The sequence below is a fragment of the Microbacterium sp. UBA7513 genome (assembly GCF_002478345.1).
In the GTDB taxonomy this organism is placed as follows: Bacteria; Actinomycetota; Actinomycetes; order Actinomycetales; family Microbacteriaceae; genus Microbacterium.
Genome location: NZ_DLNJ01000033.1, coordinates 48,985 through 71,740, shown reverse-complemented (window position 1 = coordinate 71,740; position 22,756 = coordinate 48,985). Strand labels below are relative to the sequence as shown.

The window sequence follows — 22,756 nt, the reverse complement described above, 5'->3', positions numbered from 1 at the left end:
GTCCGTGGCCCCTCGTAGACTTGTTCGGTGCCCATCGTCCCCGTTGCTTCCCCAGGAAAACTCAGTGTCCGCGGCGCCCGCGTGCACAATCTCAAGAACGTCGACATCGACATCCCTCGCGACTCGCTGGTGGTCTTCACCGGCCTCTCCGGATCGGGGAAGTCGAGCCTCGCCTTCGACACGATCTTCGCCGAGGGGCAGCGTCGGTACGTCGAGTCGCTGAGCGCCTACGCGCGGCAGTTCCTCGGCCAGGTCGACCGGCCGGACGTCGATTTCATCGAGGGGCTGAGCCCGGCGGTGTCGATCGATCAGAAGTCGACGAACCGCAATCCTCGGTCGACGGTCGGCACGATCACCGAGATCTACGACTACATGCGTCTGCTCTGGGCGCGCATCGGCGTTCCGCACTGTCCGGTGTGCGGAGAGAAGATCCAGCGTCAGACTGTCCAGCAGATCGCCGACCAGCTCATGGAGCTGCCGGAGCGCACCCGCTACCAGGTCGTCGCGCCGATCGTCTCGCAGAAGAAGGGCGAGTTCGTCGACCTGTTCCGGGAGCTCGGGGCGAAGGGGTACTCGCGGGCGATCGTCGATGGCGAGCTCATCCAGCTGGCCGAGCCTCCGACGCTCAAGAAGAGCTACAAGCACGACATCGCCGTGGTCGTCGACCGCCTCGTCGCCTCGCCGGACATCCTCGGACGCGTGACCGACTCGGTGGAGACCGCTCTCGGACTCGCCGGCGGTGTGGTGCAGATCAACTACGTCGACGGCGAGGGCGACGACGCCTGGCAGACCTTCTCGGAGAAGCTCGCGTGCCCCAACGGCCACGCGCTCACCCTCACCGAGATCGAGCCGCGCACGTTCTCCTTCAACGCGCCGTTCGGCGCCTGCCCCGCCTGCTCGGGCCTCGGCACCCGTATGTCGGTGGACGTGGACCTGATGCTCGGCGACGAAGACCTCTCGATCCGCGAGGGCGTCATCATCCCGTGGACCACCCAGGGCAAGGGCCTCTTCCAGTACTACGAGCGCCTGCTCGAAGGACTCTCCCGCGACCTCGACTTCTCCCTCGACACCCCGTGGCGCGAACTGCACTCCGACGTCAAGGAAGCGGTGCTGCGCGGAGAGAACTACAAGGTCACGGTCAAGTGGAAGAACCGCTACGGCCGTGAGATGCGCTATGCCTCCGGCTTCGAGGGCGTGGTGCCGTACATCGAGCGGCAGTACCTGCAGGCCGAGTCCGACACGCAGCGCAGCCGGTGGGGCGAGTACCTCCGCGAGGTCCCGTGCCCGGTCTGCAATGGCGACCGTCTCAAGCCCGAGGTGCTGGCCGTGCAGGTACACGGTCACTCCATCGCCGAGGTCTCGCACCTGAGCCTGGCCGATGCCCGGGCCTTCATGGAGAAGCTGCACCTCACCGACCGCGAGGCCAAGATCGCCGCCCAGGTGCTCCGTGAGATCCGCCTGCGCCTCGACTTCCTCCTCCAGGTCGGTCTGTCCTACCTGAACCTCAGCCGCTCGGCGGGCTCGCTGTCGGGTGGCGAGGCCCAGCGCATCCGCCTCGCCACGCAGATCGGCTCCGGCCTGACCGGCGTGCTCTACGTCCTCGATGAACCGTCGATCGGACTGCACCAGCGCGACAACCGCCGACTCATCGAGACGCTGCTCACGCTGCGCGACCTCGGGAACACCCTGATCGTCGTCGAGCACGACGAAGAGACGATCGAGGCCGCGGACTGGGTGGTCGATATCGGTCCCGGCGCGGGTGTGAACGGCGGAGCGGTGGTCCACTCCGGGCCGTACTCGGCGCTGCTCGCCGACACCGACTCCATGACCGGCGACTATCTCTCGGGCCGTCGAGAGATCCCGATGCCGGCGAAGCGCCGGAAGATCGACAAGAAGCGCATGCTGAGCGTGGTGGGCGCGCGCGCCAACAACCTCCGCAACGTCACGGCGGACTTCCCGCTCGGCGTCCTCACCGCGGTCACCGGCGTCAGCGGATCCGGGAAGTCGTCCCTGGTGAATGACATCCTGTACCAGGTGCTCGCGTCGCGGCTCAACGGCGCGCGAACGGTGCCGGGCAAGCACACCCGCGTGACCGGCCTCGACAACCTCGACAAGGTCGTGCACGTCGACCAGGCACCGATCGGCCGCACCCCGCGATCGAACCCGGCGACCTACACGGGCGTCTTCGACCGCATCCGCACGCTCTTCAGCGAGACGCCCGAGGCGAAGGTCCGCGGCTACCAGCCGGGCCGGTTCAGCTTCAACGTCAAGGGCGGACGCTGCGAGGCCTGCTCGGGTGACGGCACGATCAAGATCGAGATGAACTTCCTCCCGGACGTGTACGTGGACTGCGAGGTGTGCCACGGCAAGCGGTACAACCGCGACACCCTCGCCGTGCACTACAAGGGCAAGAACATCGCCGAGGTGCTGGAGATGCCCATCGAGGAGGCGGCCGAGTTCTTCGAGCCGATCCAGGCCATCCACCGCTACATGAAGACCCTCGTCGACGTGGGGCTGGGGTACGTGCGCCTCGGCCAGTCGGCGACCACGCTGTCCGGCGGTGAGGCGCAGCGCGTGAAGCTCGCGACCGAGCTCCAGCGCCGCAGCAACGGGCGGAGCATCTACGTGCTCGACGAGCCGACGACGGGTCTGCACTTCGAGGACGTGCGCAAGCTCCTCGAGGTGCTGAACGGTCTGGTCGACAAGGGCAACACGGTGATCGTGATCGAGCACAACCTCGACGTGATCAAGTCGGCCGACTGGGTGATCGACCTGGGTCCGGAGGGCGGTTCCGGCGGCGGCACGATCCTCGCCACCGGCACGCCGGAGCAGATCGCGCGGGTCGAGGAGAGCCACACCGGCCAGTTCCTCGCCGAGATCCTGGGTGAGGGGCGCTCTGCGCGGAAGGCCAGCTGATGGCCGACGTGCTGCCGTACAAGCCCCGGGCGGGCGAGATCCCGACCGACCCGGGGGTGTACCGGTTCCGCGATGCCAACGGCCGGGTGCTGTACGTCGGGAAGGCGAAGAACCTCCGTCAGCGGCTGTCGAACTACTTCGCTCCGCTGCGGACGCTGCATGAGCGCACGCGTCGGATGGTGACGACGGCGGCGTCGGTGGAGTGGACGGTCGTGCCCACCGACGTCGACTCCCTTCAGCTCGAGTACATGTGGATCAAGGAGTTCGATCCGCCGTTCAACGTCAAGTACCGGGACGACAAGTCCTACCCGTTCATGGCGGTCACGCTGGGGGACGAGGCGCCGCGGGTGCTCGTGACCCGGAACCGGAAGATCCCCGGAGCCCGCTACTTCGGTCCTTATCCGAAGGTGTGGGCGGTGCACGAGACCATCGACCTGATGATCAAAGCCTTCCCCATCCGCACCTGCAGCGACGCGAGCTACAAGCGGGCGATGCAGACGGGCCGCCCGTGCTTCCCGGGGCAGATCGGCAAGTGCGGCGGGCCGTGCTCGATGACGGTGTCGATCGAGGAGCACCGCGCCATGGTCGACGATTTCGTCGCTTTCATGGCGGGCGGTGACGAACGCTTCACCCGCGAGCTCACGCAGCGCATGCTCGCCGCGTCGGCGGCCATGGACTACGAGGCGGCCGCGAAGTACCGGGACAAGCTCTCGGCGATCGAGGCCGTGCTCGGCAAGAGCGCCCTCGTGCTGCCGGCGGACGAGGACGCCGACCTGTTCGGCATCGCCGAGGACGAGCTCGCGGCCGCGGTGCAGCACTTCGTCATCCGCGGCGGTCGTGTCCGAGGGGTCCGGGCCCTGACGATCGAGAAGGAGATCGACATCTCCGGCGGGGAGCTCGTGGAGCAGGTCCTCCAGCAGGCGTACGGGGAGGCGCAGGACGTGCCACGTCGCATCCTCGTCCCTGTGCTTCCCGACGACGCCTCCGAGCTGGAGGCGTGGCTGCGTGAACGTCGAGGCCGGAAGGTCGAGATCGCGGTGGCGCACCGCGGCCAGCGGGCCGACCTCATGCGCACGGCCACCCTGAACGCCCAGCAGGCGCTGATCAGGCACAAGACGCGTCGGACGAGCGACTACGTCGCGCGCACGCAGGCGCTGACCGATCTGCAGGAAGCGCTGGGCATGGAGGAGGCGCCCCTCCGGATCGAGTGCTTCGACATCTCGCACCTCGGGGGCACGAACGTGGTCGCTTCCATGGTCGTGTTCGAGGATGGGCTGCCGCGGAAGGACCAGTACCGCACCTTCAACATCGCGGAGACCACCGACGACACCGACTCCATGTACCAGGTGCTGCGGCGTCGGCTCGCCTACCTCGACCGCCCGGAGGAGCAGGAGACCGTCGACCCCACCACCGACGACGTGGTCGCGGAAGACGTCGGCGAGGCGGGTGTGCGCCGGAAGCCCCGGTTCGCCTACCCGCCGCAGCTGCTGCTCGTGGACGGCGGGCAGCCCCAGGTCGAGGCCGCAGCTCGAGCCCTCCGCGACGCGGGACACACCGAGATCGCCGTCTGCGGCATCGCCAAGCGCCTGGAGGAGATCTGGCTTCCGGGAGACGACTTCCCGGTCATCCTCCCGCGGACCAGCGAATCTCTCTACCTGCTCCAGCGGCTTCGCGATGAGGCGCATCGATTCGCCATCACGCACCAGCGGAAGAAGCGCAAGAAGGACATCACGACGGTGCTCGCCGAGGTGCCCGGTCTGGGGGCGTCGCGGATCAAGGTCCTGCTGAAGCACTTCGGCTCGGTCACGGCGCTGCGCGCCGCCGAACCCCACCAGATCCAGGAGGTCCAGGGGATCGGACCGGTGCTGGCCCAGAACATCCATACGCACCTGTCCACTCGCTAGGCTGGGAGGCCGAGGGGGAGAAGGAGCAGTGAGTAGCGATGTCTGACGGGGAGAAGGGCGAGTTCCTCATCGTCACCGGGATGTCCGGCGCGGGGCGCACCACGGTGGCCAATGCGCTCGAGGATCTCGGCTGGTACGTCGTGGACAACCTGCCGCCGCAGATTCTTCGTCCGCTGCTCGACCTCACCGGCATGGGCGGGGATTCGCTCCCGAAGGTCGCCGCGGTGGTCGACGTCCGCGGTCGCAACCTCTTCGACGACTTCCCCGAGGTGGCGCGTGTGCTGCGCACCCGGGGATCGATCCGCGTGCTGTTCCTCGATGCGTCCGACGACGTCCTCGTCCGTCGGTTCGAGGCGGTGCGTCGCCCCCACCCGCTCCAGGGCGATGGGACGCTCCTCGACGGCATCCGCACCGAGCGCACCCGGCTGGCGCCGATCCGCGAGGCCGCAGACCTCGTGATCGACACCACGGCGTTGAACATCCACCAGCTGGCGACGAAGGTGTCCGACATCTTCTCCGAGGAGGGGGAGGCCCGGCACCGGGTCACGCTGCTCAGCTTCGGATTCAAGTACGGGCTCCCCACCGATGTCGACGTCGTCGCCGACATGCGCTTCCTGCCGAACCCGTACTGGAACGAAGACCTGCGCGGACTCACGGGGCAGGATGAGACGGTACGCGAATACGTGCTCTCTCGCGACGGCGCGGAGGAGTTCCTCGACGCCTACGCGAAGGCTCTCGTGCCCGTCCTCGAGGGGTACCAGCGCGAGAACAAGAGCCACTCCACGATCGCCATCGGGTGCACGGGAGGCAAGCACCGTTCGGTCGCGATGTCCGAGGAGCTCGCCCGTCGACTGGCGGGAATCCCGGGCGTCGCGGTCAACGTCCGCCACCGTGACCTCGGCAGGGAATAGGCCCCCGAGCGAGTAAGCTGGAGGTTTGCGTCGCGACCCGGCGCGTGAACGTGAAGGAGTCTCGTGGCACTAACCACCGACGTCAAGGCTGAGCTCGTCAGCATCCGCAATGCACCCCCGACGGTGCGCGTCGCTGAGGTGACGGCCATCCTCCGGTTCGCCGGTGGTCTGCACTCCATCGCCGGCCGGGTGGCGGTGGAAGCGGAGGTCGATGCCGAGACCCTCGCCCGCCGCGTGGCTCGTGACCTCGCCGAGATCTACGGCGTCCGTCCGGAGATCGCCCAGGTGCAGTCGAGCACCGCCAACGACGGCGCCCGCTGGGCGGTGCGCGTCATCGCGCAGGGGGAGACCCTGGCCCGCCAGACCGGGCTTCTCGACCAGCGTCGCCGCCCGGTCCGCGGACTCCCGAACCGCCTCACCACGGGTTCCCGTGCGGAGGTCGCCGGCCTCTGGCGCGGGGCGTTCCTCGCCGCGGGGACGCTCAGCGAGCCGGGCCGCTCCGCCATGCTCGAGGTCGCCTGCCCGTCGTCCGAGGCGGCCATGGCGCTCGTGGGTGCCGCTCACCGTCTCGGCGTCGCCGCGAAGGCCCGCGAGGTCCGTGGGCTTCCCCGCGTAGTCGTCCGCGAGGGCGAGGCCATCCGCACCATTCTCAGCGAGATGGGCGCCCAGCGCACCGCCCTCGCCTGGGAGGAGCTGCGACAGCGCCGCGAGGTGCGCGCCGGCGTGAACAGGCTCGTCAACTTCGACGACGCGAACCTCCGCCGTTCCGCGCAGGCGGCCGTGGCGGCATGCGCCCGCGTCGAGCGTGCTCTCGAGATCCTGGCCGACGAGGTGCCCGACCACCTCCGTGTCGCCGGCGAGCTCCGCCTCGCGCACCGCGACGCCAGCCTCGACGAGCTGGGGCACCACGCCGACCCTCCGCTCACCAAGGACGCCGTGGCCGGCCGCATCCGCCGGCTGCTGGCGATGGCGGACAAGCGTGCGCAGCAGGAGGGCATCCCGGGGACCGAGGCCGCCGTCCCCGCAGGGCTCGACGTCTGACCCGGTGACGCCGCCCTGGACGGCGTGTCAACCCCTGGAAGGATCCGGACACCCGAGGCGTTGTCGTCAGTAGGATGAAAGTCGTCCGCTCTCCGTCGCACATCGGCGACGCGGAGCATCGGCAAGCGCCGCGGCGCGGCGCGGATTGGATGAATGCGATATGGCAACCTACACGCTCCCCGACCTTCCCTACGACTTCGCCGCTCTCGAGCCGCACATCAGCGGCAAGATCATGGAGCTGCACCACGACAAGCACCACGCGACGTATGTCGCAGGCGCCAACACCGCCCTGGAGCAGCTGGCCGAGGCCCGCGAGAGCGGCAACCTCGCGAACGTGAACAAGCTCGAGAAGGACCTCGCGTTCAACCTCGGCGGCCACGTCAACCACTCGATCTTCTGGACGAACCTCTCGCCGAACGGCGGCGGTCAGCCCGAGGGCGAGCTCAAGGCGGCCATCGACGAGTACTTCGGCTCCTTCGAGAAGTTCCAGGCGCACTTCACCGCCGCCGCCACCGGGATCCAGGGTTCCGGCTGGGCCGTCCTGAGCTGGGACTCGATCGGCTCGCGCCTCATCATCCAGCAGCTCTTCGACCAGCAGTCGAACACCGCGCAGGGCACCATCCCGCTGTTCCAGCTGGACATGTGGGAGCACGCCTTCTACCTCGACTACCTCAACGTGAAGGCCGACTACGTCAAGGCCGCGTGGAACATCGCCAACTGGGAGAACGTCGCCCAGCGCCTCGAGGTCGCCCGTCAGCAGACGAACGGCCTGCTGGTACTGTCGTAATCGGGTCGCGTCCCGGCGGGCCCACGGCTCGTCGGGGCGCCATCTCAGCCAAAAAACCCGCGCATGGCGCACGCTCGACGGCGGCGCTCGGCGCATGAGAAACAGGGAGACCTGAGTGTCTGTCAAGATCGGTATCAACGGCTTCGGCCGCATCGGACGCAACTACTTCCGCGCAGTTCTCGCGCAGGGAGCAGACCTTGAGATCGTCGCGGTCAACGACCTCACCGACAACAAGACCCTGGCACACCTGCTGAAGTACGACTCGGTCAGCGGTGTCCTCGACGCCGAGATCACGTACGACGACGACAGCATCAGCGTCGACGGCAAGGAGATCAAGGCCTTCGCAGAGCGTGACCCCGCCAACCTCCCGTGGGGCGAGCTGGGCGTGGACATCGTCATCGAGTCCACCGGCTTCTTCACCAACGCCGACGCCGCGCGCAAGCACATCGACGCGGGTGCGAAGAAGGTCGTCATCTCGGCTCCGGCCACGGGTGACGACCGCACCATCGTCATGGGCGTGAACGAGGAGACGTACAACCCGGAGACGGACCACATCATCTCCAACGCCTCCTGCACCACGAACTGCCTCGCGCCGCTGGCCAAGGTGTTCAACGACGCCTTCGGCATCGACCGCGGCTTCATGATGACGGCCCACGCGTACACCGCCGACCAGAACCTGCAGGACGGCCCCCACAAGGACCTCCGCCGCGCCCGCGCCGCCGCGATCAACATCACGCCGGCCTCGACGGGTGCCGCGAAGGCCATCGGCCTCGTCCTCCCGGAGCTGAACGGCAAGCTCAGCGGCTCGTCGTACCGCGTGCCGGTTCCCACGGGTTCGATCGTCGACCTCACCCTCATCACGGACCGCGAGAACCTCACGGTGGACGAGGTCAACGAGGCCTACAAGAAGGCTGCGGCCGACGGCCGTCTGGCCGGGTACCTGCAGTACAACGAGGACCCGATCGTGTCGAGCGACATCGTGCACAACCCGCACTCGTCGATCTTCGACTCCACGCTCACCAACGTCAGCGGCAACCTGATCAAGGTCTCGAGCTGGTACGACAACGAGTGGGGCTACTCCAACCGTCTCGTCGACCTGACCGAGTACGTCGCCGAGCGCATCTGAGCTCCGCCACATGACTCTGCGCACCCTGGACTCACTGGGTTCGCTCGAGGGCAAGCGCGTCATCGTTCGTTGTGATCTGAACGTCCCCCTGCGGGACGGGGTCATCACGGACGATGGCCGTGTCCGCGCCTCGCTGCCGACCCTGAAGACCCTCATCGACGCGGGCGCCCGCGTCGTCGTCTGCTCGCACCTCGGCCGTCCCGACGGCGACCCCGACCCGCAGTACAGCCTCGAGCCGGTCGCCCAGCGGCTGTCCGAGCTGCTCGGCGCGCCGGTCGCCTTCGCCGGCGACACGGTCGGTGAGGCCGCGAGGGATGCCGTGGCGTCCCTCGAGAACGGTCGGGTCGTCGTGATCGAGAACCTCCGATTCAACCCGGGGGAGACCTCGAAGGACGACGCCGAGCGCGGTGCCTTCGCGGCACAGCTCGCGGAGCTGGGCGACGTGCTCGTCTCCGACGGCTTCGGCGTCGTGCACCGCAAGCAGGCGAGCGTCTACGACCTCGCGAAGCTGCTGCCCTCGGCGGCCGGCCTCCTGATCGCGACCGAGCTCGACGTGCTCGACCGCTTGACGGAGAACCCGGAGCGGCCGTACGCGGTCGTGCTCGGCGGGTCCAAGGTGAGCGACAAGCTCGGAGTCATTTCCCACCTGCTGCCGCGGGTGGACCGCATCCTCGTCGGCGGCGGCATGCTCTTCACCTTCCTGAAGGCGCAGGGCCATGCCGTCGCGTCGAGCCTCCTTGAGGAGGACCAGCTCGACACCGTCCGCGGGTACATCGCCGAAGCGGCGGAGCGCGGCGTGGAGCTCGTGCTCCCCACCGATGTGGTGGTCGCCGCATCCTTCGGCGCCGACGCGGACCACGAGGTGGCTGCCGCGGACGCGATCGAGGAGACGGCGTTCGGCTCGTCGGGCATCGGCCTCGACATCGGACCGGAGACCGCGGCGCGCTTCGCCGAGGTCATCCGCGGATCGAAGACGGTGTTCTGGAACGGCCCGATGGGCGTGTTCGAGTTCCCGGCCTTCGCCGCGGGCACCAAGGCGGTCGCGCAGGCGCTGACCGAGGTCGACGGCCTCAGTGTGGTCGGTGGCGGCGACTCCGCCGCAGCCGTCCGCCAGCTCGGATTCACCGACGACCAGTTCGGGCACATCTCGACCGGCGGCGGTGCGAGCCTCGAATTCCTCGAGGGCAAGAAACTACCTGGGCTGGAGGTCCTCGGATGGGCGTGAGCTCCCGTACCCCGCTGATCGCGGGCAACTGGAAGATGAACCTGGATCACCTGCAGGCGGTGGCGTTCGTGCAGAAGCTGCACTGGACGCTGAAGGACGCCAAGCACGAGGACGGCTCCGTGGAGGTGGCGGTCTTCCCGCCCTTCACCGATATCCGCAGCGTGCAGACGCTGATCGACGCGGACAAGATCCCGTTCGCGTTCGGTGCGCAGGACGTCTCGGCGCACGACTCCGGTGCGTACACCGGCGAGATCTCCGGGGCGTTCCTGGCGAAGCTCGACGCGAAGTACGTCATCATCGGACACTCCGAGCGTCGCGAGTATCACGCCGAGTCCGACGAGATCGTGGCCGGCAAGGTGAAGGCTGCGCTCAAGCACGGCCTCTCCCCGGTGATCTGCGTCGGCGAGACGGCGGAGGACCTGGAGAAGTTCGGCGCCAGCGCGGTTCCGGCCGGACAGCTCGAGGTCGCCCTTCAGGGCGTCTCCCCGTCCGCTGACATCGTCGTGGCGTATGAGCCCGTCTGGGCCATCGGATCGGGCCAGGCGGCCACCCCGCAGCAGGCGCAGGACGTCTGCGCGGCGCTCCGCGGTGTGATCGCGAAGGTCCTCGGCGACGAGGCGGCGGCCCGCACCCGCATCCTCTACGGCGGATCGGTCAAGGCGGCGAACATCGCCAGCTTCATGCGCGAGCCCGACGTGGACGGCGCTCTGGTCGGCGGCGCGAGCCTCGTCGTCGACGAGTTCGCGGCGATCATCCGCTTCGAGAAGCACGTCGGCGTGTGAGTGCGGCGGGGCTTCGGCCCCGCTGCACCGTATACTTGACCGTTACGGGGGCGCTCCGGCCCCAGCGAAAGGCTCTTTCCGTGGCAATTCTCGAGTTCGTCCTGCAGGTCGTGCTGGGCATCACCAGCGTCCTGCTGACTCTCCTCATCCTCTTGCACAAGGGTCGCGGCGGCGGCCTGTCCGACATGTTCGGTGGCGGCATGACCACTGCGGTCGGCTCCTCCGGTCTCGCGGAGCGGAACCTGAACCGCTTCACCGTCGTCCTGGCGCTCACGTGGTTCATCGCCATCGTGGCGCTCGGCCTCATCACGAAGTTCGAGGTGATCTGATGGCTACCGGTGGAAACGCGATCCGCGGTACCCGTGTCGGTTCCGGTCCCATGGGGGAGCAGGACCACGGCTACCACGCCGACCGCATCGCGGTGTCGTACTGGGACGGTCTCGGCAACGAGACGGTCCGCTACTTCGCCGCCGGTCTCCCCGAGGAGGAGATCCCGGAGATCATCGATCACCCGCAGTCGGGTCTTCCGGCCGGGCGGGATAAGGAGAACCCTCCCGCGGTCGCCAAGGCCGAGCCGTACAAGACGCACCTGGCCTACGTGAAGGAGCGTCGCACGGACGAGGAGGCCGTCCAGCTCCTGGAGGACGCCCTCACCCAGCTCCGCGAGCGTCGGGGTCAGTGACCGCCGACTGAGCGAGAGGAGAAGCCGCCGTGGCGACCACGGCGGCTTCTTCCGTCTCAGCGGCAGCCGGCCGCCGCGTCGATGTAGTTCTGCGGGGGATACCCGTAGGCCCAGACTCCGTTCGCATCGTCCGTGAAGCCCATGCTGATCGCCCAGGCCGTCGCCCACTTCTCGATGCTGTCCTGGGTGGATGAGTCGTACAGGTCCTGACATTTGACGCTGATGGCGTGGCCCACCTCGTGGGCGACGAGCGCCTTGCTGCGTTCCGCTGGCCACTGCTCCGCGACCGAGTCCGACAGCTCGATGACTGCGCGTCCCGGCGTGTCCCACCACCAGGTCGTGTATCCGCCCATGCTGCCGTTGTACCCGGCGCCGTTGACGACGGGGGCCCAGTCGAACTCCAGCAGGACCCCGGGGGCGAGGGACCGGGCGAAGGCCTCGATCGCCAGTCGGGCGGCGCGGAGCGGTCCCGCCTTCTCCGCCAGTTCCGCATTCTCCGCCGAGACGACCTCGGTCGCCGCCTTCTGCAGGGCGACGTAGGCCGCCGCGGCCGCGTCGTCGACCTCGGTGACGGCGAGAGCATCCGCGGCGGCTCCGCGCAGAGCGATCACGGCGGCGTTGCGGGTCGACGGATGCGCGCTCTCGAAGGCACCGGCGGCCTCGGCTGCGGCGGTGAGCAAGGCCACGCCGTTCGTCCGGACCGCGTCCACGCTCGCGGCGGCGGACGTGGAGGCACTGTCCATCGACTCGGCGACGTCGCGCAGGATGCTCTGGTCCTCGGCGAGACGGCTCGTCGCGGCGAAGAGGTCCCAGAACCAGCCGGGTTTCGTCTCGTCCGCCGGGAGCCGCGTCGCGAGGACGTCCTCGGCCTCGGCGCCGGTGGCCTCGCCCTCCGCCACGGCGGAGTCCAGGGCCGCCCAGAGGTCCTCGGGAACGGCGAGGGCGGGCGCGCCGGTGTCGATGATGACGTGGCCGGCATCCGTCGCCGCGATCAGATCGGCGGTCCGCTGCCGGAGTTCCGTCTGCTGGGCGGTCACCGATCGAGTGGCGTCCTCGACCCCGCTGGCGGCCTCGTCGTATCCCTGGTTCGCGACGAGCTGCGTGATGCCGAGACCCGTCAACACCGCGACCGTGCCGACGGTGCCGGCGAGGACGCCCCTGAGCCGTCGCCGGTCACGCGGCGATCGTGGCGGGACGGGAGCGGAGGAGACGACGGGAGGGAGACGGTGCCCGCCCGGAGCCGGCCCCGAGGCGGTCGCGGCCACCGACGGGGGAGGGACGGTCACGAGGCGCTCATCTCGGCAGGCCTTCCGGTCGGGAGCTGATCCTGTCAGCGTATTCGACCGAGGTGACGACGTGGAGGGGGTGACGGGAATCGAACCCGCGCAATCAGTTTGGAAGACTGAGACTCTACCATTGAGCTACACCCCCGGAACCGGAGTCCGGACTCCATCGATCATAGCGGACGGTCGGGCGTGCTCCTGTCCGTTAGACTCGATGGGGCTGAATCTGCGTGCGGATTCCCCGGGGCGTAGCTCAGCTTGGTAGAGCGCCCGCTTTGGGAGCGGGAGGTCGCAGGTTCAACTCCTGTCGCCCCGACTCGACCCCACGACCTTCCAGCCGCGTTCCGCGCGGAAACCACAAGGAGAACACACCAGCATGGCGAACAGCACCGTCGAGAAGCTGACCCCGACCCGGGTCAAGCTCACCATCACGGTCACCCCGGACGACCTCAAGCCCAGCATCGCGCACGCCTACGAGCACATCGCGCAGGACGTCCAGATCCCCGGCTTCCGCAAGGGCAAGGTGCCCGCTCCGATCATCGACCAGCGCATCGGCCGCGGCGCCGTCATCGAACACGCCGTGAACGAGGGCCTGGACAAGTTCTTCCGTGAGGCGACCGCCGAGCACAAGCTCCGCATCGTCGGCCGCCCGTCGGCCGAGATCACGCAGTGGCCGAACGAGAAGGACTTCTCGGGCGACCTCCTCGTCGACGTCGAGGTCGACGTCCGCCCGGAGATCGAACTGCCCGACTACGCGGGCATCACCCTCGAGGTCGACGCCGTGGAGGCCGACGAGGCCGCCCTCGACGCGGAGCTGGAGAACATGCGCGCCCGCTTCGGCACGCTCATCCCCGTCGACCGCCCCGCGGCCACGGGCGACTTCGTCGAGCTGGACCTCGTCGCCACCATCGACGGCGCCGAGATCGACCGCGCTGAGGGCGTCTCGTACGAGATCGGCTCCGGCGAGCTCCTCGAGGGCATCGACGACGCGATCGAGTCGCTCACCGCCGGTGAGGACACCACCTTCCGCTCCGCCCTCGTCGGCGGCGACCACGCCGGCAAGGAGGCGGAGGTCTCCGTCACCGTCAAGGCGGTCAAGGAGCGCGAGCTCCCCGAGGCCGACGACGAGTTCGCGCAGATCGCGAGCGAGTTCGACACGATCGCCGAGCTGCGCGACAGCCTGCGCGAGCGCGTGGAGCAGCAGGGCGTCTTCACGCAGGGCTCCGCCGCCCGCGACAAGCTCGTCGAGACGCTGCTTGCGCAGATCGAGATCCCCGTCCCGCCGCAGCTCATCGAGGACGAGGTGCACAACCACCTCGAGGGCGAGGGTCGTCTCGAGGACGACGTGCACCGCGCCGAGGTGACCGAGGCCAGCGAGAAGCAGTTCCGCACGCAGGTGCTGCTCGACACGATCGCCGAGCAGGCCGACGTGCAGGTCTCGCAGGAGGAGCTCTCGCAGTACCTCATCCAGTCCGCCGCGCAGTACGGCATGGCGCCGCAGGAGTTCGTCGAGGCGCTGCAGTCCTCGAACCAGCTCCCCGCGCTGGTCGGCGAGGTCGCCCGGAACAAGGCGCTCGCGATCGCCCTGGGCAAGGTCAAGGTCGTGGACACCAACGGCAAGGCCGTCGACCTCTCCGACTTCGTCGTGACCGACGACGAGGCCGAGGCCGAGGGCGAGAAGGCCTCCGAGGCCGAGGAGAAGCCGGCCGCGAAGAAGAAGGCCCCCGCCAAGAAGCCGGCCGCCAAGAAGGACGCCGACGCGGACGAGAAGCCCGCCGCGGAGAAGAAGCCCGCCGCCAAGAAGCCGGCGGCGAAGAAGGCTCCGGCCAAGAAGGACGCCGACGGCGCCGAGTGATCGGCATAGTCGAGTGAAGAGGGCGGGTGCTGCGGCATCCGCCCTCTTTCTCATCGAGGGAAGGATCACGGGATGACGAGCTGGGACGATCGCATCGAGCAGGTGTGGGCGGAGGTCTCCGGAGAGGAGGTCGGCGACGAGACGATCGCCCGCATCGACGCTCTCGCCGCCGAACGGGGTGCAGACGACGCCCGGGCCGAGTTCGAGCGCGCCGGTGCTCGCGATTCCGCGGGACGCCCGGCGGAGGCCGTAGAGCTGTACCGCCGCGCTCTGGCCCTTGGCCTCGACGAGGAGCATCGCCCCCAGTGTGTGATCCAGCTCGCGAGCTCGCTGCGCAACCTCGGAGACTACGACGAGGCGCTACGGGTGATCCGCGCCGAGGAGGAACTGGCGGCGGACGGGCCGTATCGCGACGCGGTCGCGGTGGTGCACGCCCTCATCCTCGCGAGCGCCGGCCGGCCCGCTCAGGGCCTGTCGGTGGCCATCCTCGCGCTCGTCCCGCACCTGCCGCGCTATCACCGGTCGATGACGGCGTACGCGCACGAGATCGCCGCCAGCGACACCTGATATGCCGACGGCGAACACGACCTAGGGGCTGTGCGCGCGCCGGTAGATTCGAATCACTGAAACACGGAAGCAGGAGCTGACATGGCTGAACCCCTCGTCGCGACAAGCGTCTTCGACAGGTTGCTGAAGGACCGCATCATCTGGCTCGGCTCGGAGGTGCGAGACGACAACGCCAACGAGATCTGCGCGAAGATCCTCCTTCTCGCCGCCGAAGACTCCGAGAAGGACATCTACCTCTACATCAACTCGCCCGGCGGGTCGATCACCGCGGGCATGGCGATCTACGACACGATGCAGTTCGTGCCGAACGACATCGTCACCGTCGGCATCGGCATGGCCGCGTCCATGGGACAGCTGCTGCTGACCAGCGGCACCAAGGGCAAGCGCTACATCACGCCGAACGCCCGCGTGCTGCTGCACCAGCCGCACGGCGGCTTCGGCGGCACCGCGAGCGACATCCAGACCCAGGCGCAGCTCATCCTGTCGATGAAGAAGCGCCTCGCCGAGATCACCGCCTCGCAGACCGGCAAGCCCGTCGAGCAGATCAACGCCGACGGCGACCGCGACCGCTGGTTCACGGCGGAGGAGGCCCTCGAGTACGGCTTCGTCGACCACATCCGCGAGCACGCCAGCGACGTCACCGGCGGCGGCGGCACGGGCGTCGAGTAAGGATTCGAGAGGACACCATGTACACACCCACGTTCCAGTCCGCCGGAAACCTGCCTTCCAGCCGTTATGTGCTGCCGCAGTTCGAGGAGCGAACCGCCTACGGCTTCAAGCGCCAGGACCCGTACAACAAGTTGTTCGAAGACCGCGTGATCTTCCTCGGCGTGCAGGTCGACGACGCGTCGGCGGACGACGTCATGGCGCAGCTCCTCGTCCTGGAGAGCCAGGACTCCGAGCGCGACATCACCATGTACATCAACTCGCCCGGTGGCTCCTTCACCGCGATGACGGCGATCTACGACACGATGCAGTACGTCGCGCCGCAGATCCAGACCGTCGTGCTCGGCCAGGCGGCCTCGGCCGCCTCCGTGCTGCTCGCGGCGGGTGCCCCCGGCAAGCGTCTCGCGCTGCCGAACGCCCGCGTGCTGATGCACCAGCCGGCGATGGGGGAGGCCGGACACGGTCAGGCCTCCGACATCGAGATCCAGGCGGCGGAGATCCTCCGCATGCGCACCTGGCTGGAGGAGACCATGGCCCGTCACACCGGCAAGCCGGTCGAGCAGGTCAATCGCGACATCGATCGCGACAAGATCCTCTCGGCCAACGAGGCGCTGGAGTACGGCATCGTCGACCAGGTGCTCACCTCGCGCAAGCGCGCGTAGTCCGCATCCGCAGAAGAGGACGCCCGTCGGTCGACGGGCGTCCTCTTCGCGTCTCCGGCGGATGCGCGCGGGAGGATAGCGCGAGTGCGCATATGAGCAGGTGGGTGCGCGAACGCTGAATCCGGCTTACCCTGGAGGAGGAAGGAGGGCATCGTGGAAGAAGATCTGCTCATGGTCCGGGTCGCCGAGCTGTACTACGACGAGGACAAGACGCAGGACGAGATCGGTGGTCTCCTGAAGATCTCCCGCTGGAAGGTCGGGCGCCTCCTCACGCAGGCGCGGCAGCGCGGCATCGTCCGCATCGAGATCGTCCACCCGCGCGCCCGTCGGCTCGGCCTCGAGCGCGAACTCGTGGAGCGCTTCGGGCTCACCGACGCCGTGGTCGTCCCCTCGCCGGAGGGCGACGAGGGCACCCTGGAGCGCGTCGCTCAGGCGGCGGCCGACTTCCTGACCGCCCTCCGCCCTGTTCCGCGCACGCTCGGCGTGAGCTGGGGCAAGACGCTCCGCGCCGTGGCCGAGGCCCTGCCCGACGGCTGGGCGAACGGCGTCACCGTCGTGCAGCTCAACGGCGGCGTCAGCCTCAACCGGCGCTCGGGCGGGGCGGCGGGACTCGCGGTGACCATCGCCCAGCGCGCCTCCGGCCAGGTCTCGCTGCTGCCGAGCCCCGCGATCCTGGAGCACGTCGAGACGAAGCAGGCCATCGAAGGCGACCGCACCGTCGCGGCGGTGCTGGAGGAGGCCGCGGACGCCCAGGCGTTCCTGTTCACCGCCGGACCGTGCGATGCGACCTCCGCCCACGTCGAGAACGGCTATCTCACCGCCGCCGATGTGGAGGAGCTGGCGCGCCGCGGTGCCGTCGGTGACGTCCTCGGGCGCTACGTCGACGCCGAGGGCAACATCGTCGACCCGCAGCTGGATGCCCGCACGGTCGGCGTCTCGCTCGACCGCCTGCGCGGCGCCGCGCGGGCCATCTTCGTGACGGCGGGCCCCGCCAAGCACGACATCGCGCGCACGGTCGTGACCAGCGGCCTGTGCGGGGTCCTGGTGACCGATGAGACCACAGCACGAGCATTGTTGGAGGAACAGTGACGACGACAGAACTCAGCCGCAGGACGGCGGTGGACGTCCTCGGCGGTGAGCCGGACGACGCGACCCTCCGTCGCTTCCTGCACGGCCTCCCCGGCGTGGACGCCGTCGGGCTGGAGCAGCGCGCTGCCGGCCTCGGCACCCGCTCCATCAAGACGACGTCGAAGGCGTGGGCGCTCGACACGATCATCACGCTGATCGACCTGACCACCCTGGAGGGCGCGGACACCCCCGGCAAGGTGCGCTCCCTCGTCGCCAAGGCGAAGAACCCCGACGCCGCCGACCCCTCGACGCCCCGCGTCGCTGCGGTTTGCGTCTACGGCGACATGGTCGCCGGCGCGGTCGAGGCCCTCGGCAGCCTGCACGGCGACCCCGATGACGGCCTCATCTCGGTCGCCGCGGTGGCGACCGCCTTCCCGAGCGGCCGGTCCTCCCTCGCGATCAAGCTCGCCGACACCGCGGAGGCGGTCGCGGCCGGTGCGGACGAGATCGACATGGTCATCGACCGCGGCGCGTTCCTGTCCGGGCGCTACGGACTGGTGTTCGACCAGATCGCCCAGGTCAAGGAAGCCTGCCGTCGTGAGGACGGCTCGTACGCCTCGCTCAAGGTGATCCTCGAGACCGGCGAGCTGAACACGTACGACAACATCAAGCGCGCCTCCTGGCTCGGCATCCTCGCTGGCGGCGACTTCATCAAGACCTCGACGGGCAAGGTGCAGCCGGCGGCGACGCTGCCGACCACGCTGCTCATGCTGGAGACGGTGCGCGACTGGTATCGCGGGACGGGCGAGCGCATCGGCGTGAAGCCCGCCGGCGGCATCCGCTCGTCCAAGGACGCGGTCAAGTACCTGGTGACCGTCGCCGAGACCGTGGGGGAGGAGTGGCTCCAACCGCACCTGTTCCGCTTCGGCGCCTCAAGCCTGCTCAACGACGTGCTCCTGCAGCGCCAGAAGCTCACCACCGGCCACTACTCCGGCCCCGACTACGTCACGATCGACTAGGAAACCCGACATGTCATTCCTGGAATACGCTCCGGCTCCGGAGTCCACGGCGGTGCTGAACCTCAAGGACAGCTACGGGCTGTTCATCGACGGCGAGTTCGTCGACGGCTCCGGCGCCCCCTTCCGCACCATCTCCCCGGCGACGGAGAAGGACATCGCCGAGATCGCCTCCGCCGACGACGCGGACATCGACCGCGCCGTCGCCGCGGCCCGTCGCGCCTACGACAAGGTCTGGTCGCGGATGAGCGGCCGCGATCGGGGCAAGTACCTGTTCCGCATCGCCCGGCTCGTGCAGGAGCGCGCCCGCGAGCTGGCCGTCGCGGAGAGCCTCGACAACGGCAAGCCGATCAAGGAGAGCCGTGATGTGGACGTGCCGCTCGTCGCGTCCTGGTTCTTCTACTACGCGGGCTGGGCCGACAAGCTCGACTACGCCGGTCTGGGCGCGAACCCTCGCGCCCTGGGCGTTGCCGGGCAGGTCATCCCGTGGAACTTCCCGCTGCTGATGCTCGCGTGGAAGCTGGCGCCCGCGCTGGCGGCCGGGAACACGGTCGTGCTCAAGCCGGCCGAGACCACGCCGCTGACGGCGCTGATCTTCGCCGAGATCCTGCAGCAGGCCGATCTTCCCGCCGGTGTGGTGAACATCGTCACCGGAGCCGGGGCGACCGGTGCCGCCCTGGTGCGTCACCCGGACGTCGACAAGGTCGCCTTCACCGGCTCGACGGGTGTCGGTCGCGACATCGCCCGTGCCGTGGCGGGGACGAACAAGAAGCTGACGCTGGAGCTGGGCGGCAAGGCTGCGAACATCGTGTTCGACGACGCGCCGATCGATCAGGCGGTCGAGGGCATCGTCAACGGCATCTTCTTCAACCAGGGTCACGTGTGCTGCGCCGGGAGTCGTCTGCTCGTGCAGGAGTCGATCCACGACGAGGTCGTCGACCGACTGAAGAACCGGCTGTCGACGCTGCGTCTCGGTGACCCGCTCGACAAGAACACGGACATCGGCGCGATCAACTCTGCGGCGCAACTCGCCCGCATCCGCGAGCTGAGCGACATCGGTGAGGCCGAGGGCGCGGAGCGCTGGACCGCCGACTGCGCGATCCCGGAGCAGGGCTTCTGGTTCGCCCCGACGATCTTCACCGGCGTCGAGGCTTCGCACCGCATCGCCCGTGACGAGGTCTTCGGCCCGGTGCTGTCGGTCCTCACCTTCCGGACGCCCGCCGAGGCGATCGCGAAGGCCAACAACACTCCGTACGGTCTCTCCGCCGGCATCTGGTCCGACAAGGGCTCGCGCATCCTCGCGGTCGCTGATCGGCTGCGTGCGGGCGTCGTATGGGCGAACACGTTCAACCGTTTCGACCCGTCGAGCCCGTTCGGCGGCTACAAGGAGTCCGGGTTCGGCCGCGAGGGCGGTCGCCAGGGACTCACCGCCTACCTCAAGGGAGCCGCAGCATGAGCAAGCGACTGACCGTTCCGAAGACCTACAAGCTCGCCATCGGCGGGGCCTTCCCGCGCAGCGAGTCCGGACGCACCTACGAGGTCGTCTCCCGCAAGGGTGCCTTCCTCGCCAACGCCGCCCAGGCTTCTCGCAAGGATGCCCGCGACGCCGTCGTCGCCGCGCGCGCCGCCGTCAAGGGCTGGTCGGGGGCGACGGCCTACAACCGCGGCCAGGTGCTCTACCGGGTCGCCGAGGTGCTCGAAGGGCGTCGCGCGCAGTTCATCGACGAGATCGTGGCGCAGGAGGGCATCTCGACCTCGGCGGCCACGACGCAGGTCGACGAGGCGATCGACCTCTGGGTCTGGTACGCCGGCTGGTGCGACAAGTACGCCCAGGTGGCGGGCAACGCCAACCCCGTCTCCGGTCCGTACTTCAACATCTCGGTGCCAGAGCCCACCGGTGTGGTCGCCATCGTGGCCCCGCAAGACTCGGCGCTGCTCGGCTTGGTCTCGGTGGTCGCCCCCGCCCTCGTCGCCGGGAACACCGTCGTCGTGGTCGCGAGCGAGCAGTACCCGCTGTCCGCGATCAGTCTCGCGGAGGTGCTCGCGACCAGCGACGTGCCAGGGGGCGTGGTGAACGTGCTCACCGGCTCGCCGGCGGAGATCGCGCCGTGGCTCGCCTCGCACCAGGACGTGAACGCCCTCGACCTCGCCGGCGCGGGCGCACTGGAGTGGGTCGACATGCAGATCGCCGCCGCGGAGACGCTGAAGCGCGTGCTCGCCCCCGGCGACGTGGTCGCCTCGCCGGAGCGGATCGCCGCCTTCACCGAGGTCAAGACGGTCTGGCACACGAAGAGCATGGTCTGACGACCGCCACCGGGGAGCCCCGTCGCGATGCCCGCGTCGGGGCTCTTCGCGCAGGAACCGCCGAGCGACCCGTCGCCAATGCGGCCCGGTGTCGTATGCAGCGGTTAGGCTCGAAGAACGATCCTGATCCCCCCGAGGAGGACGCGCATGGCCCGCATCGGTGAAAGCGCTGACCTGTTCAAGTGCTCTTTCTGCGGAAAGAGCCAGAAGCAGGTGCAGCAGCTCATCGCCGGACCCGGCGTGTACATCTGCGACGAGTGCGTCGAGCTCTGCAATGAGATCATCGAAGAGCGCATGGCGGAGTCGTCCGCCGAGGGTGTCGCCGAGTTCGAGCTGCCGAAGCCCCGCGAGATCTTCACGTTCCTCGAGGAGTACGTCGTCGGACAGGAACCCGCGAAGCGCGCGCTGTCCGTCGCCGTCTACAACCACTACAAGCGCGTGCGCGCGCACGGCACCCTGCAGCCGGCCGAGCAGAAGGCCGAAGAGGTCGAGATCGCCAAGAGCAACATCCTGCTCATCGGCCCGACAGGCTGCGGCAAGACCTACCTGGCGCAGACGCTCGCCAAGCGCCTCAACGTGCCGTTCGCCGTCGCCGACGCGACGGCACTGACCGAGGCGGGCTACGTCGGCGAAGACGTCGAGAACATCCTGCTCAAGCTCATCCAGGCCGCCGACTACGACGTGAAGCGCGCCGAGCAGGGCATCATCTACATCGACGAGGTCGACAAGATCGCCCGCAAGGCCGAGAACCCGTCGATCACCCGCGATGTGTCGGGTGAGGGCGTGCAGCAGGCGCTGCTGAAGATCATCGAGGGCACGGTCGCCTCGGTGCCGCCGCAGGGGGGCCGCAAGCACCCGCACCAGGAGTTCCTGCAGATCGACACCTCGAACGTGCTCTTCATCGTGGCCGGGGCCTTCGCCGGGCTGGAGGACATCGTCTCGGCGCGCGTCGGCAAGCACGGTGTCGGCTTCGGCGCTCCGCTGCACGACAAGGGCAAAGACCTCGACCTGTTCAGCGAGGTGCTCCCGGAAGACCTCCACAAGTTCGGTCTCATCCCGGAGTTCATCGGTCGTCTGCCCGTCGTGACGAACGTGTCACCGCTCGACCAGGCCGCCCTCATCGACATCCTCACCGGTCCGCGCAACGCCCTCGTGAAGCAGTACCAGCGCATGTTCGAGCTCGACGGCGTCCAGCTGGAGTTCGAGGAGGACGCGCTGCGGTCGATCGCCGACCTCGCCGTCGAGCGCAAGACCGGGGCCCGCGGACTCCGCGCCATCCTGGAGGACGTGCTCGGTCCGGTGATGTTCGAGATCCCCTCTGCCGAAGACGTCGCGAAGGTGATCATCACCCGCGCGGCCGTCAACGAGGGCGCCCCGCCCACCATCGTGATGGAGCGCAAGCGCAAGAGCGCCTGATCCATGGGTGCCGACCCCGTTCCATGGACGACCGTCGCGCGGACGACGCTCGTCGCCGATCGGTGGATCACGGTGCATGCGGATGAGTGCCTGGACGAGAAGGCCCGGCGGATCGCGCCGTACTACGTCCTCGAGTACGGCGAGTGGGTCTCCGTCCTCGCCGTCGATCGCGACGGCGACGCGATCGTGGTCGAAGAGTACCGCCACGGAGCGGGAGTCCTCGCGTTGGGCACCGTCGGAGGGGGAGCGGAGCCGGAGGAGAGTCCGGAAGACGCGGCGACGCGCGAACTCCGGGAGGAGACCGGATGCGTCGCGGATGAGCTGGTGGCTCTCGGCGCGACGTGGGCGAACTTCGGAACGCACACGAACAAAGTGCATCACTTCCTCGCTCTCGGCTGCACGCGCGTCACTGAGCAGGCCCTGGACGAGCACGAGGCGATCGTCGTGCGGTCCCTGCCTCTCGACCGGGTGGGGGAGCACCTCACCCAGAGCTACCACCAGCTCACCTGGTACAAGGCGATGGACCGACTCCGGCGATAGGAGCT

At 68.7% G+C, this 22,756-nt stretch carries 21 protein-coding genes and 2 tRNA genes; 21 read left to right on the top strand and 2 right to left on the bottom strand.

The window, feature by feature from the left end:
- The first annotated feature begins 27 nt into the window (after positions 1–27).
- From uvrA to B2W79_RS16150, 10 genes are all read left to right on the top strand, one after another.
- Positions 28–2,916: an excinuclease ABC subunit UvrA gene (uvrA, locus tag B2W79_RS16195; RefSeq protein ID WP_060921194.1), complete on the top strand. Its 2,889-nt coding sequence runs from the start codon at positions 28–30 to the stop codon at positions 2,914–2,916.
- On the top strand, positions 2,916–4,820 hold the full coding sequence (uvrC, locus tag B2W79_RS16190; protein WP_071329586.1) for an excinuclease ABC subunit UvrC: 1,905 nt from the start codon (positions 2,916–2,918) through the stop codon (positions 4,818–4,820). Before uvrA ends, uvrC begins: the two co-directional genes overlap by 1 nt.
- Before the next feature lie 38 nt (positions 4,821–4,858).
- Positions 4,859–5,731 (top strand): RNase adapter RapZ, encoded by an 873-nt coding sequence (rapZ, locus tag B2W79_RS16185; protein WP_060921192.1) that lies wholly within the window; start codon positions 4,859–4,861, stop codon positions 5,729–5,731.
- Between the two features lie 63 nt (positions 5,732–5,794).
- The gene (whiA, locus tag B2W79_RS16180; protein ID WP_060921191.1) at positions 5,795–6,772 is read left to right on the top strand and encodes a DNA-binding protein WhiA; all 978 of its coding nucleotides are present in this window, start codon (positions 5,795–5,797) and stop codon (positions 6,770–6,772) included.
- A 160-nt stretch (positions 6,773–6,932) separates the two neighbouring features.
- On the top strand, positions 6,933–7,559 hold the full coding sequence (locus tag B2W79_RS16175; protein WP_025105027.1) for a superoxide dismutase: 627 nt from the start codon (positions 6,933–6,935) through the stop codon (positions 7,557–7,559).
- A 115-nt stretch (positions 7,560–7,674) separates the two neighbouring features.
- A complete protein-coding gene (gene gap, locus B2W79_RS16170) occupies positions 7,675–8,685 on the top strand; it encodes a type I glyceraldehyde-3-phosphate dehydrogenase (protein WP_292791294.1) in 1,011 nt (336 codons plus the stop codon).
- Between the two features lie 10 nt (positions 8,686–8,695).
- Positions 8,696–9,910, top strand: coding sequence for a phosphoglycerate kinase (locus tag B2W79_RS16165; protein WP_292791290.1), 1,215 nt, complete (start codon positions 8,696–8,698; stop codon positions 9,908–9,910).
- Positions 9,901–10,692 (top strand): triose-phosphate isomerase, encoded by a 792-nt coding sequence (tpiA, locus tag B2W79_RS16160; RefSeq protein WP_071329583.1) that lies wholly within the window; start codon positions 9,901–9,903, stop codon positions 10,690–10,692. The genes B2W79_RS16165 and tpiA overlap by 10 nt, the downstream gene beginning before the upstream one ends.
- Positions 10,693–10,772: 80 nt before the next feature.
- Positions 10,773–11,021, top strand: coding sequence for a preprotein translocase subunit SecG (gene secG, locus B2W79_RS16155; protein WP_025105023.1), 249 nt, complete (start codon positions 10,773–10,775; stop codon positions 11,019–11,021).
- Entirely contained in the window at positions 11,021–11,374 is a 354-nt protein-coding gene (locus tag B2W79_RS16150; protein WP_025105022.1) for an RNA polymerase-binding protein RbpA, read from the top strand. The genes secG and B2W79_RS16150 overlap by 1 nt, the downstream gene beginning before the upstream one ends.
- Before the next feature lie 56 nt (positions 11,375–11,430).
- Here the strand turns inward: B2W79_RS16150 and B2W79_RS16145 are convergent, their stop codons facing one another.
- Positions 11,431–12,660, bottom strand: a complete 1,230-nt coding sequence (locus B2W79_RS16145; protein ID WP_292791287.1) for a hypothetical protein — start codon at positions 12,658–12,660, stop codon at positions 11,431–11,433.
- Between the two features lie 71 nt (positions 12,661–12,731).
- A tRNA-Gly gene (locus B2W79_RS16140) sits at positions 12,732–12,805 on the bottom strand.
- A gap of 94 nt (positions 12,806–12,899) precedes the next feature.
- Here B2W79_RS16140 and B2W79_RS16135 point away from each other — a divergent pair.
- The 11 genes from B2W79_RS16135 to B2W79_RS16085 all read left to right on the top strand — a co-directional run bounded on the left by B2W79_RS16135 (position 12,900) and on the right by B2W79_RS16085 (position 22,751).
- A tRNA-Pro gene (locus tag B2W79_RS16135) sits at positions 12,900–12,973 on the top strand.
- A 60-nt stretch (positions 12,974–13,033) separates the two neighbouring features.
- Positions 13,034–14,512, top strand: coding sequence for a trigger factor (tig, locus tag B2W79_RS16130; RefSeq protein WP_292791284.1), 1,479 nt, complete (start codon positions 13,034–13,036; stop codon positions 14,510–14,512).
- A 72-nt stretch (positions 14,513–14,584) separates the two neighbouring features.
- Positions 14,585–15,079, top strand: a complete 495-nt coding sequence (locus B2W79_RS16125) for a tetratricopeptide repeat protein (protein WP_292791281.1) — start codon at positions 14,585–14,587, stop codon at positions 15,077–15,079.
- An 81-nt stretch (positions 15,080–15,160) separates the two neighbouring features.
- Entirely contained in the window at positions 15,161–15,748 is a 588-nt protein-coding gene (locus B2W79_RS16120) for an ATP-dependent Clp protease proteolytic subunit (RefSeq protein ID WP_025105018.1), read from the top strand.
- A gap of 17 nt (positions 15,749–15,765) precedes the next feature.
- The gene (locus tag B2W79_RS16115) at positions 15,766–16,407 is read left to right on the top strand and encodes an ATP-dependent Clp protease proteolytic subunit (RefSeq protein ID WP_025105017.1); all 642 of its coding nucleotides are present in this window, start codon (positions 15,766–15,768) and stop codon (positions 16,405–16,407) included.
- A gap of 153 nt (positions 16,408–16,560) precedes the next feature.
- Positions 16,561–17,496, top strand: a complete 936-nt coding sequence (locus B2W79_RS16110) for a sugar-binding transcriptional regulator (RefSeq protein WP_060921184.1) — start codon at positions 16,561–16,563, stop codon at positions 17,494–17,496.
- Positions 17,493–18,494 (top strand): deoxyribose-phosphate aldolase, encoded by a 1,002-nt coding sequence (gene deoC / locus B2W79_RS16105; protein ID WP_143049305.1) that lies wholly within the window; start codon positions 17,493–17,495, stop codon positions 18,492–18,494. Before B2W79_RS16110 ends, deoC begins: the two co-directional genes overlap by 4 nt.
- Positions 18,495–18,504: 10 nt before the next feature.
- A complete protein-coding gene (locus tag B2W79_RS16100; protein ID WP_071329579.1) occupies positions 18,505–19,947 on the top strand; it encodes an aldehyde dehydrogenase family protein in 1,443 nt (480 codons plus the stop codon).
- On the top strand, positions 19,944–20,795 hold the full coding sequence (locus tag B2W79_RS16095; RefSeq protein WP_071329578.1) for an aldehyde dehydrogenase family protein: 852 nt from the start codon (positions 19,944–19,946) through the stop codon (positions 20,793–20,795). Before B2W79_RS16100 ends, B2W79_RS16095 begins: the two co-directional genes overlap by 4 nt.
- A 147-nt stretch (positions 20,796–20,942) precedes the next feature.
- Positions 20,943–22,211, top strand: coding sequence for an ATP-dependent Clp protease ATP-binding subunit ClpX (gene clpX / locus B2W79_RS16090; protein WP_292791275.1), 1,269 nt, complete (start codon positions 20,943–20,945; stop codon positions 22,209–22,211).
- Positions 22,212–22,214: 3 nt separating this feature from the next.
- Positions 22,215–22,751 (top strand): NUDIX hydrolase, encoded by a 537-nt coding sequence (locus tag B2W79_RS16085; RefSeq protein WP_292791272.1) that lies wholly within the window; start codon positions 22,215–22,217, stop codon positions 22,749–22,751.
- Positions 22,752–22,756: the final 5 nt, after the last annotated feature.

Excerpts from the sequence above, each read along its gene's own strand:
- uvrC (WP_071329586.1), top strand. The coding sequence starts at position 2,916 with ATGGCCGACGTGCTGCCGTACAAGCCCCGGGCGGGCGAGATCCCGACC.
- rapZ (WP_060921192.1), top strand. The coding sequence starts at position 4,859 with ATGTCTGACGGGGAGAAGGGCGAGTTCCTCATCGTCACCGGGATGTCC.
- B2W79_RS16175 (WP_025105027.1), top strand. The coding sequence starts at position 6,933 with ATGGCAACCTACACGCTCCCCGACCTTCCCTACGACTTCGCCGCTCTC.
- B2W79_RS16165 (WP_292791290.1), top strand. The coding sequence starts at position 8,696 with ATGACTCTGCGCACCCTGGACTCACTGGGTTCGCTCGAGGGCAAGCGC.
- tpiA (WP_071329583.1), top strand. The coding sequence starts at position 9,901 with ATGGGCGTGAGCTCCCGTACCCCGCTGATCGCGGGCAACTGGAAGATG.
- B2W79_RS16150 (WP_025105022.1), top strand. The coding sequence starts at position 11,021 with ATGGCTACCGGTGGAAACGCGATCCGCGGTACCCGTGTCGGTTCCGGT.
- tig (WP_292791284.1), top strand. The coding sequence starts at position 13,034 with ATGGCGAACAGCACCGTCGAGAAGCTGACCCCGACCCGGGTCAAGCTC.
- B2W79_RS16125 (WP_292791281.1), top strand. The coding sequence starts at position 14,585 with ATGACGAGCTGGGACGATCGCATCGAGCAGGTGTGGGCGGAGGTCTCC.
- B2W79_RS16120 (WP_025105018.1), top strand. The coding sequence starts at position 15,161 with ATGGCTGAACCCCTCGTCGCGACAAGCGTCTTCGACAGGTTGCTGAAG.
- B2W79_RS16115 (WP_025105017.1), top strand. The coding sequence starts at position 15,766 with ATGTACACACCCACGTTCCAGTCCGCCGGAAACCTGCCTTCCAGCCGT.
- B2W79_RS16100 (WP_071329579.1), top strand. The coding sequence starts at position 18,505 with ATGTCATTCCTGGAATACGCTCCGGCTCCGGAGTCCACGGCGGTGCTG.
- B2W79_RS16095 (WP_071329578.1), top strand. The coding sequence starts at position 19,944 with ATGAGCAAGCGACTGACCGTTCCGAAGACCTACAAGCTCGCCATCGGC.
- clpX (WP_292791275.1), top strand. The coding sequence starts at position 20,943 with ATGGCCCGCATCGGTGAAAGCGCTGACCTGTTCAAGTGCTCTTTCTGC.
- B2W79_RS16085 (WP_292791272.1), top strand. The coding sequence starts at position 22,215 with ATGGGTGCCGACCCCGTTCCATGGACGACCGTCGCGCGGACGACGCTC.